The sequence below is a fragment of the Arthrobacter agilis genome, from assembly GCF_002953615.1.
Classification (GTDB): Bacteria; Actinomycetota; Actinomycetes; order Actinomycetales; family Micrococcaceae; genus Arthrobacter_D; species Arthrobacter_D agilis_B.
Window position 1 is genome coordinate 3,374,807 of sequence record NZ_CP024915.1, and the last position, 2,762, is coordinate 3,377,568.

General features: G+C 70.7%; 3 protein-coding genes. All 3 read left to right on the forward strand.

The window, feature by feature from the left end; genetic code table 11:
- Positions 1 to 101 precede the first annotated feature (101 nt).
- Genes CVO76_RS16600 through CVO76_RS16610 form a run of 3 tightly spaced genes read left to right on the forward strand, consistent with a single transcriptional unit; the run spans position 102 to position 2,367 of the window.
- Positions 102 to 1,055, forward strand: coding sequence for a J domain-containing protein (locus tag CVO76_RS16600; protein ID WP_208740175.1), 954 nt, complete (start codon positions 102 to 104; stop codon positions 1,053 to 1,055).
- Between the two features lie 9 nt (positions 1,056 to 1,064).
- A complete protein-coding gene (locus CVO76_RS16605) occupies positions 1,065 to 1,532 on the forward strand; it encodes a tRNA (cytidine(34)-2'-O)-methyltransferase (RefSeq protein ID WP_208740176.1) in 468 nt (155 codons plus the stop codon).
- Positions 1,533 to 1,551: 19 nt separating this feature from the next.
- Positions 1,552 to 2,367, forward strand: coding sequence for a class I SAM-dependent methyltransferase (locus CVO76_RS16610; RefSeq protein WP_208740177.1), 816 nt, complete (start codon positions 1,552 to 1,554; stop codon positions 2,365 to 2,367).
- Positions 2,368 to 2,762: the final 395 nt, after the last annotated feature.

Below are 2,762 nucleotides of genomic sequence, written 5' to 3' on the forward strand. Positions count from 1 at the left end.
CCGCCGGTGCCTCTAGTCTCGGAGTACCGGGGCGCCTCCCGCACCACGCGCCGCCGGGAGTACCCACGCAACGGATCGGAACGCCCGGAAAGGCCGGAGGAATGGCAGAGCCCCCACGGAAGTCGTACTACGACATCCTCGGCGTGCCTCCCGAAGCCGGGACCAAGGAGATCAAGGACGCCTACCGTCGCGCGGCGCGCGCGGTGCACCCCGATCTCGGGGGAACAGCCTCCCAGTTCCATGACGTCGCCGTCGCCTACGAGACGCTGAGCGACCCCCAGCGCCGGGAACGCTACGACTCCGACACCGGACGCGGTCGCCCCGCCCCCGCACCCCCTGCGGCCTCGACCCGCAACGCGACGGCGGGCCCGCAGGGAGCCACCCGGACGAGGGTCGAGGACGTGGACGCCGCGAGGTCCGCGCCCGTCTACGTGCCGCCGTTCTCCCCGTCGGCGCCTCCCGTCGTCCCCCTGCTCCTCGCGGGCCGGCAGGCCTCCGGCGTCCCCCGGCAGCCGGGGATGTTCGCCCGCCTGTCGTCCGGCGCCCGGGCCAGGCTGGAGGGAGAGCTGCGGACCGCCGCCCTGCTCGAGCGCACACTGCTGCCCACCTACCCGGCGGCGCGCCTCGTCAACGGGGTGCAGTTCGAGGACAGGGCCAGGACGACGGCGGGCCATGTGCTGCTCGCCGGCTACCGGATGGCCGTTCTCGACTCCTTCACCGCCTCGCCGGGCAATTTCGCGTGGGACGGACGGTCGCTGCGCCACCAGGGCCGCCCGGTCGAACTCCAGCTGCCGGCGACCGTGCGGGCCGTGCAGGAGCTGTTCCCGGACTTCCACGTCGCGGGGTGGGTCGTGGTCCACGGAGCACCCGACAATCCGTTCGCGCCGGTCATCGACGTCCCGCCGGGATTCGACCGGTCCTCGCCCGCCGTCGTGCAGGTGGTGAACGCCGGCACCACGGTACGCACCGTCCGGTCCTTCCTGGCGTCGGGCCCCACACCGAACGTGGTGCAGCTGCCCGCGCTCGCGCGCCTGCTCGCCGGAGCCGGAAGCTAGGATGGAACGGTGTTCCGCATCCTCTTCCACACGCCCGAGATCCCCGGCAACACCGGGGCCGCCATCCGCCTCGCAGCGGTCGCCGGGGCAGAACTGCACCTCGTGGAACCGCTGGGCTTCAGCCTCGAGGACTCCAAGCTGAAGCGGGCCGGGCTGGACTACCACGACCTGACGGTGCTGCACGTCCATGCGAGCCTCGACGACGCCTGGCGCGCGCTGCAGCCCCGGCGGGTCTTCGCCTACACCTCCGACGGGGACGTCTCCTACACGGACATCACCTACGAACCCACCGACGTCCTGATGTTCGGCCGGGAATCGGACGGCCTGCCGGACGAGGTGAAGCACGACCCCCGTGTGACCGCACGCGTCCGCGTACCCATGCTGCCCTCACGACGATCGCTCAACCTCGCCAACACCGCATCCATCGTCCTCTACGAAGCCTGGCGTCAACAGGACTTCGCAGGTGCCCAGCGATGATCCACGCCTAGGAGCCCCCATGCCCGCTCGCCATGCCGCAATACTGCCCGACGGCGGAGCGGAGGACTACGACCGCCTCGCTCCGGCCGTGTGGAACCCGGTGAGCAACGCCGTCGTCGCCGCTGCCGACATCCTGGTGGGTGAGCGGGTGCTCGACGTGTTCGCCGGGACCGGTACCGGGACCGTTCCTGCCGCACAGCTCGCAGGGCCGGACGGCCACGTCGACGCCGTCGACCGCTCGTCGGCGATGCTCGACCTGGCGGAAGCGAAGACCGAGGCCCTCGGGTTGGGGAACGTGTCCTTCCACCGGCGCGACCCGGCCGCCTGGACACCCGAGGCCCCGTACGACGCGGTGCTCAGCTGCTACGGGGTTTTCCTCTTGGACGACATGGACGCCGGCATGGATTCGATCGTCCGCCTCCTGCGACCGGGTGGCCGGGTCGCGATGAGTGCGTGGGACGACGGAGCCCTCGAGCCGTTCGGTGAACTCCTCCTGGACACGATCCGCACCACGTCCGGCGGTGCGTCCGCCCCGTCGGCCAGTCCCGTCTTCGTCGAGAACTGCAGGAAGCTGGCGTCCCGCGAGCGCCTCGAGGAATGGTTCCGCGCCCGGGGCCTGACGGACGTCAGGGTCGAGAAGCTGGACCTGACGGTGCCCCTGGAACCCGAGTACGCGTGGTCCCTCGCGCTCGGCAGCGGCTACCGCGGACTGCTGCCGGATGACTCCGACTCCCTCCAGCGGATCCGGGAGGAGTTCGTGGGACGCCTCGGCGCCGACTTCGTCCTGAACGCCGACTCGCTCATCGCCGTCGGCTCGTACGCACCCGAAGACTAGCGCCGCGAACCATCCGGGACCCTCCCTGCTCCGAAGAAAAGATGACAGAGGAAAACTACGGAACGGGTAGGGCGGTGGGATGGTGCTTTTGCAGCAGGGACGACGACGCGCCCCACAGCACGATCTCGCGGGCGCTGTTCGGATTGGCACGACCAGCGCTTTATGCTGGAGCCCTATGGAAACGCCACGAGCAAGCCGGGTCAGCCCACGTGCTACAGCAGCAGACGAGGTGGCCGTCGATCCCGGCACCGGCCCGACCCTGACCGACCTGCTGTTGCGGGTCGCGCGGCAGGACCGCACGGCCTTCGCCCTGTTCTACGAACAGACGTCGAAGCGCGTGTACGGCCTGGCACGGCGGGTGCTCGTCGATGCGGACCTCGCGGCCCTGGCGACCA